The following is a 5,218-nucleotide window of genomic DNA, read 5'->3' as shown; positions in this document are numbered from 1 at the left end:
CGCTGCTGAAACTGGCAGCGGCGATCATCTGTGCGCGCTTCGTGGATCGGTGGTGTTAGCCAGTCTAAGCCATCGCATGTGATGCCCACACACTATTGGACTTCTATTTATCTACGATATTTCGTAGAAATCAACGAATTTAATACAGGGAAAACCCCTGAAATATGCAATTTCTGAACAAATACTGAGCATTCTTGCTAGTTTGCCCTAGGACTTCATGAGTTTCTGATCTACGATATTTTGAAGATGTTTACGAATAATCGTAATTTTCAGAAGCTAGGGTTGACATGTCTGGGGCATGTCATGCCCTTTTGAGTGCCTGCGTTCACGCGCAGGGCAACCGTATCCATTGGGCAAGGAGGCATAACCGTGATGAACCGTCGCAGTTTTTCGGCATCCATTGGGGCCATGGCACTGCCGCCCCCGGTGTTCGCGCAGGGCAGTTACCCGCAGCGGCCCATAACCCTAGTCGTTCCGTTCTCTGCCGGGAGCGTGGTGGACGTCCAGGCGCGCCTGGTCGCGAAGGCGTTGAGTGAGAATCTGGGCCAGCCCTTCGTGATCGAGAATCGGGTGGGCGTTAGCGGCTCCATTGGTGCCGAGTTCGTGGCGCGCGCCGCGCCTGATGGCTACACGCTTCTGGTCGGCACTCAGGGCACGCAGGGCACCAATAGCACGCTGTTCAAGAACATCCGCTATGACCCGGTCAAGGACTTCGTCGCCATTCATGGACTGACGGGAAACGCTAACGTCCTGGTTTCCAACCCGGGCCGGAAGTGGAAAACCGTCGCCGAAGTCATTGAGCTGGGCAGGCAGCAGCCAGGCAAGCTCAACTTTGGCTACGGTGGAAATGGGACGTCTGCCCACCTGTGCCTGGAGTTGCTCCAGACCCAGACCGGTGCGCGCTTCAACCAGGTGCCCTACAAGGCCAGCACCGCGGCCCTGGTCGATCTGATCGCGGGAAATCTCGACCTGCTGTTCGACTATGTCCAGACATCTAGAGCCCACATCCGGGATGGAAAGATCGCTGCGCTGGCGGTGACCAGCACGAGCCGCTTGGCCGCGTTGCCCGAGGTGCCGACCATGGCCGAGGCCGGGATTCCGAGCGTGGTGGCCATGAACTGGGGCGGTGTCTTTGCACCCGCACATACACCGGCGCCCATCATCCAGCGCCTGTCGGATGCCGTCGGCCATGCCTTGAATTCGCCCGAGGTCACCGCCTCCTTGGAGGCCGTGTCCAGCGTCAAGATGGGGATGCCGCACGAAGTGTTCCAGCCCTTCGTGGCGACCGAAGCCGCCAAATGGGCCGAGGTGATACGCAAATCCGGGGCGAGTCTTTGAGGGCGGCCTGCAGGGGCTGCCCCATGAGCCACTTTCACCACTTCCACTGTTTCCAGCAGGAGCCGTCGCAATGACAGTCATCCCCACGCAGGACCTCGCGGCCCTGCACAGCCAGATCCAGGCCATCGCGCAACGTGTCGAGCAGTTGGACAGCATAGAGGCCATCCGCGCGCTGCGTGCCCGCTACCACGAGCTCGTGAACGAGGATGCAGGAGATCGCCTGTATGAGCTGTTTGCACCGGACGCCGTGGTGGCCTATGGAGGACGGGCCGAGGTCCGGGGCAAGGACCGCATCCGTGCCTTCTTCGCTTCGTTCCCGATCCAGGCGGCCCGGCAGTTCATCCACAGCCATGTCGTGCAGGTGCAAGGGGACCGTGGCACAGGATCCAGTTATCTGGATGGGCGGCCTGTGCGGGACGGCAAGAGTTTTTACGTGGTGGGACGGTTTGACGACGAGTACATCCGGGTCAATGGGCAATGGCTGTTCCAGCGGGTCACCTTGAGCGTGCACTACATGATCGAGGCCACGGAGCGCTGGGACGACCTCATTCCTCTCCAGGGGGCTCATTGATGCGTAGCGCCGAATCCATGACCGTGCCTTTGCTTTTTGACATGAGCGGCCAACGGGTGCTGGTGACCGGGGCCGCCAGCGGGCTGGGGCTGGCCATCGCGCAGGCCATGCTCGAGGCTGGGGCGCACGTGGTTCTGTCGGACAGCGACGCGCAGGCGCTGGACACCGAGATGCATCGCCTGCGCAAGACGCACCAGAAGGTGCAGCAGGTGGTGATGGACGTCAGCGATGGCGCCGAGGTGGATCGGGTGGTGGACGCGATGGCGGGGCAAGGACACATCGACTGCGTGTTCGCCAACGCAGGTATGAGCGCCGGGCGCGGCTTTCTGGTCGAGCAGGGGGGCCTGCAGAACGTGGACCCCGTGGTCTGGGAGCGTGTGCTCAAGGTGAACCTGGACGGCGTGCTGGCCACCATGCGTGCCGCCAGCCGCCATATGAAGCCCCGCCATTGCGGGCGGATCATCGTGACCTCGTCGATTGCAGGGCTGCGTTCGGAGGCGCATTCCGGCTATGCCTACGTCGCGTCAAAGGCGGCCGTCAACAACATCGTGCGCCAGGCGGCCGTGGAGCTGGCGCCCTACAACGTGCTGGTGAACGCCATCGCTCCCGGCCCCTTTGCGACAGGACTCAACGGCGGGCGCCTGCGCCTGCCGGAGAGTGCCGAGCGCATGCGCACCTACGTCCCGCTGGGCCGGATCGCCGAGCCGCATGAAATCAAGGGACTAGCGCTGCTGCTGGCGTCGCCGGCATCGAGCTACATGACGGGGGCCATCATTCCTGTTGATGGGGGGACCAGTGCGCGATAGGCCAGCCTCATCCTTCTCTGCCTTTATTCCACATCTGCAAACAGACCGGGTTCACCATGATCATCGTGACAGGCCATGTCATCGCTCGCAAGGACACGGAGGCCGCTGTGCAGCGGCTGGCTGTGGAGCACGTTCTGCGCTCCCGCTCGGAGCCGGGTTGCGTGTCCCACGAAGTGAGCCGTGATGTGCAGCAGCCGCTGCGCTTCGTCTTTGTGGAGCGCTGGAGCGATATGGCGGCGCTGCAAGCCCACTTTCATCTGCAGACTTCGCGGGATTTTGCGCAGTCCATGGCCGAGCTGAGTGAGGAGAGCCCGCACATCGCCACCTACCAGGCGGAGGCCATCCGCGCGCGCTGAGGCCGGCCAACGGGAGTGACGCCTGACCGCCAAGCGCCGCGCCGCAGCGGGCGCGGCGGGGCAAGACGGTCAGCGTCATCTTCAAACCATCGTGAACCCTCCGGAGACGCCAATGGTTTGACCGGTGATGAACAATGCGCGCTCGGAAGCCAGAAAGGCCACCACGCCCGAGATGTCGTCCGGGCGCGAGAGCCTGCCCACGCCTTTGGAGATGGGGTACAGGTTCACCATCTTTGCCAGCAGTTCGTTGTTCTGCACGGTGGCGTCGATATGCAGCGGCCCGTCCTTGATGCCCTCGTGTGACACGGCGCCCAACGCGATGGCGTTGACCGTGATGGCATGGCGGCCATGCTCGCGCGCCAATGCCTTGCCGAAGCCGGCGATGGCCGCCTTCGCGCCGGAATAGACGGCCATGTTGGCTTCGCCGATGCGGCCGGCCTCCGAGATGATGTTGACGATGCGCCCGCCCTTCCTGGCCACCATGCCGGGCAGGGTGGCCAGGCAGCAATGCATGGTTCCGTAGACGTTCAGGTTGACGATCTTGGCCCAGTCGGCCATGGGCATGTCCAGGAACGCCGGCGTGCGGCCGCCTTTCTCGCGCCGCTCGGGAATGATGCCCGCGTTGTTGACCAGGATCTGCACCGGCGCGTCGAAGTGGTGCGCGGCGGTTTCGACCATTTGCTGGACCTGGTCGGCCTGGGTGATATCGGCCGCGGCGGCCAATGCCTGGCCTCCCAGTTCCTGGATTTCGCGGGCGACCGCCTGCGCACGCTCGGCAAACAGGTCGTTGACGACGACACGTGCGCCTTCGCGGGCCAGTTCAAGGCAGATTTGCCGGCCCACGCCCTGGCCCCCGCCAGTCACCAGTGCTACTTGTGATTCGAGTCCGAGTTTCATGAAAGCTTTCCTTGGATGTGAATAGGGATGTGATGTGAAAGATGTGCCACGGGCTCCGTGCATGCGCGCCCTGGGTCTTCAGCGGCCGTGGAACACGGGCTTGCGCTTCTCCACGAAGGCACGCATGCCCTCCTTGCGGTCCTCCGTGTCCACCAGCAGTGCGGCCGCATAGCGCTCGAATTCGAGACCGCTGTCCAGGTCCGTCTGCATGCCGCGATTGACGGCGCGCTTGGCAAAGCACACGGCCAATGGCGGCATCTCCGCGATCTGCTGTGCCAGCACCAGCGTGGCGGGCAGCAGCGCTTCGGGTGCCAGTACCTGGGTGACCAGTCCATACTGCAGCGCCTGCTCGGCATCGATCTGGGCGGCCATGAGCATCAGTGCCTTGGCGCGGGCTTCGCCGATCAGGCGCGGCAGCCGCTGTGTCCCTCCTGCGGCGGGGATCACCCCCAGGCGGACTTCGGGCAGGCCTAGCTTGGCGGAGGAGGACGCCAGCCGCAGGTCGCAGCACAGTGCCAGCTCCAGCCCCCCGCCCAACGCCACGCCATTGAGGGCCGCCAGCACGGGCTTTTCAAACTCCTCGATACTGCGGAACAACTCGTGCGTGCCTTTCTGGGCAAGAAAGAAGGCGGTGCTGTTGACCTGCTGGTCCGCACGCTCCTTGATATCGGCGCCCGCACAGAAGGCGCGGTCTCCGGCGCCGGTCAGTACGACCGCCCGGACGCGTTCATCCGTGCGTGCCAGCTCGAAGAAGGCGCGGGCCAGATCCGGCTTCATGCTGCCACCCAGCGTGTTCATGCGGTCAGGTCGGTTCAGGGTGATGATGGCCACCCTGTCGCGCACCTCGTAGATCAGCGTCGGCAGTTCGACGCGGTCAGGACAGCTGTTGCTTGTCATGCATCTCTCCTTGTGACTCAGGCACCGGGTGCCGAAAGAACGTGGGCAATGGCCACGGAGCCGAGGCCGATCATGTGCGCCATCCCCCAGCGGGCCTGTGTGTGCTGGCGTTCACCGGCTTCGCCACGCAGCTGGCGCGTGATCTCGGCGATCTGGCCGATGCCGGTGGGACCCAGCGGATGGCCCATGCCGATCAGCCCGCCCGAGGCGTTGATGGCGCAGCGTCCGCCGATTCGCGAATCGCCGCGCTCCAGATAGGCCGCGCCCTCGCCCGGCTCGCAGACGCCGATGGCTTCGCTGTACAGAAGCTCCTCCACCGAGAAGGCGTCGTGCAGCTCCAGCAGGTCACGCGG

General features: G+C 63.8%; 7 protein-coding genes. 4 read left to right on the top strand and 3 right to left on the bottom strand.

Translation table 11 applies throughout. The features are described from left to right. Positions 1 to 372: 372 nt before the first annotated feature. From L995_RS23735 to L995_RS23720, 4 genes are all read left to right on the top strand, one after another. Positions 373 to 1,338, top strand: a complete 966-nt coding sequence (locus L995_RS23735) for a Bug family tripartite tricarboxylate transporter substrate binding protein (RefSeq protein ID WP_047473919.1) — start codon at positions 373 to 375, stop codon at positions 1,336 to 1,338. Positions 1,339 to 1,408: 70 nt separating this feature from the next. After that, positions 1,409 to 1,909: a nuclear transport factor 2 family protein gene (locus tag L995_RS23730; RefSeq protein ID WP_047473918.1), complete on the top strand. Its 501-nt coding sequence runs from the start codon at positions 1,409 to 1,411 to the stop codon at positions 1,907 to 1,909. Positions 1,910 to 1,950: 41 nt separating this feature from the next. Next, the gene (locus L995_RS23725; protein WP_231574516.1) at positions 1,951 to 2,715 is read left to right on the top strand and encodes an SDR family NAD(P)-dependent oxidoreductase; all 765 of its coding nucleotides are present in this window, start codon (positions 1,951 to 1,953) and stop codon (positions 2,713 to 2,715) included. Between the two features lie 56 nt (positions 2,716 to 2,771). After that, positions 2,772 to 3,071, top strand: a complete 300-nt coding sequence (locus L995_RS23720) for a putative quinol monooxygenase (protein ID WP_047473916.1) — start codon at positions 2,772 to 2,774, stop codon at positions 3,069 to 3,071. 81 nt (positions 3,072 to 3,152) lie between these two features. On the opposite strand, the gene L995_RS23715 is transcribed toward L995_RS23720, so the two are convergent. The 3 genes from L995_RS23715 to L995_RS23705 all read right to left on the bottom strand — a co-directional run. Then, positions 3,153 to 3,968 carry an SDR family NAD(P)-dependent oxidoreductase gene (locus L995_RS23715; RefSeq protein ID WP_047473915.1) on the bottom strand — a complete coding sequence of 272 codons (816 nt, stop codon included), beginning with the start codon at positions 3,966 to 3,968 and terminating at the stop codon, positions 3,153 to 3,155. 78 nt (positions 3,969 to 4,046) lie between these two features. After that, entirely contained in the window at positions 4,047 to 4,865 is an 819-nt protein-coding gene (locus L995_RS23710; RefSeq protein ID WP_047473914.1) for an enoyl-CoA hydratase/isomerase family protein, read from the bottom strand. 17 nt (positions 4,866 to 4,882) lie between these two features. Continuing rightward, positions 4,883 to 5,218, bottom strand: a 336-nt coding sequence (locus L995_RS23705) for a thiolase C-terminal domain-containing protein (RefSeq protein ID WP_047473913.1), incomplete at its 5' end; no start/stop codon positions are given.

The organism is Delftia sp. ZNC0008, from assembly GCF_000799035.1.
Lineage (GTDB): Bacteria > Pseudomonadota > Gammaproteobacteria > Burkholderiales > Burkholderiaceae_C > Comamonas > Comamonas tsuruhatensis.
This window is presented reverse-complemented; position numbering and strand designations above follow the sequence as displayed.

What these genes read in the sequence shown, in the direction of transcription:
- L995_RS23735 (WP_047473919.1), top strand. Translation starts at nt 373, where the DNA reads ATGAACCGTCGCAGTTTTTCGGCATCCATTGGGGCCATGGCACTGCCG.
- L995_RS23730 (WP_047473918.1), top strand. Translation starts at nt 1,409, where the DNA reads ATGACAGTCATCCCCACGCAGGACCTCGCGGCCCTGCACAGCCAGATC.
- L995_RS23725 (WP_231574516.1), top strand. Translation starts at nt 1,951, where the DNA reads ATGAGCGGCCAACGGGTGCTGGTGACCGGGGCCGCCAGCGGGCTGGGG.
- L995_RS23720 (WP_047473916.1), top strand. Translation starts at nt 2,772, where the DNA reads ATGATCATCGTGACAGGCCATGTCATCGCTCGCAAGGACACGGAGGCC.
- L995_RS23715 (WP_047473915.1), bottom strand. Translation starts at nt 3,968, where the DNA reads ATGAAACTCGGACTCGAATCACAAGTAGCACTGGTGACTGGCGGGGGC.
- L995_RS23710 (WP_047473914.1), bottom strand. Translation starts at nt 4,865, where the DNA reads ATGACAAGCAACAGCTGTCCTGACCGCGTCGAACTGCCGACGCTGATC.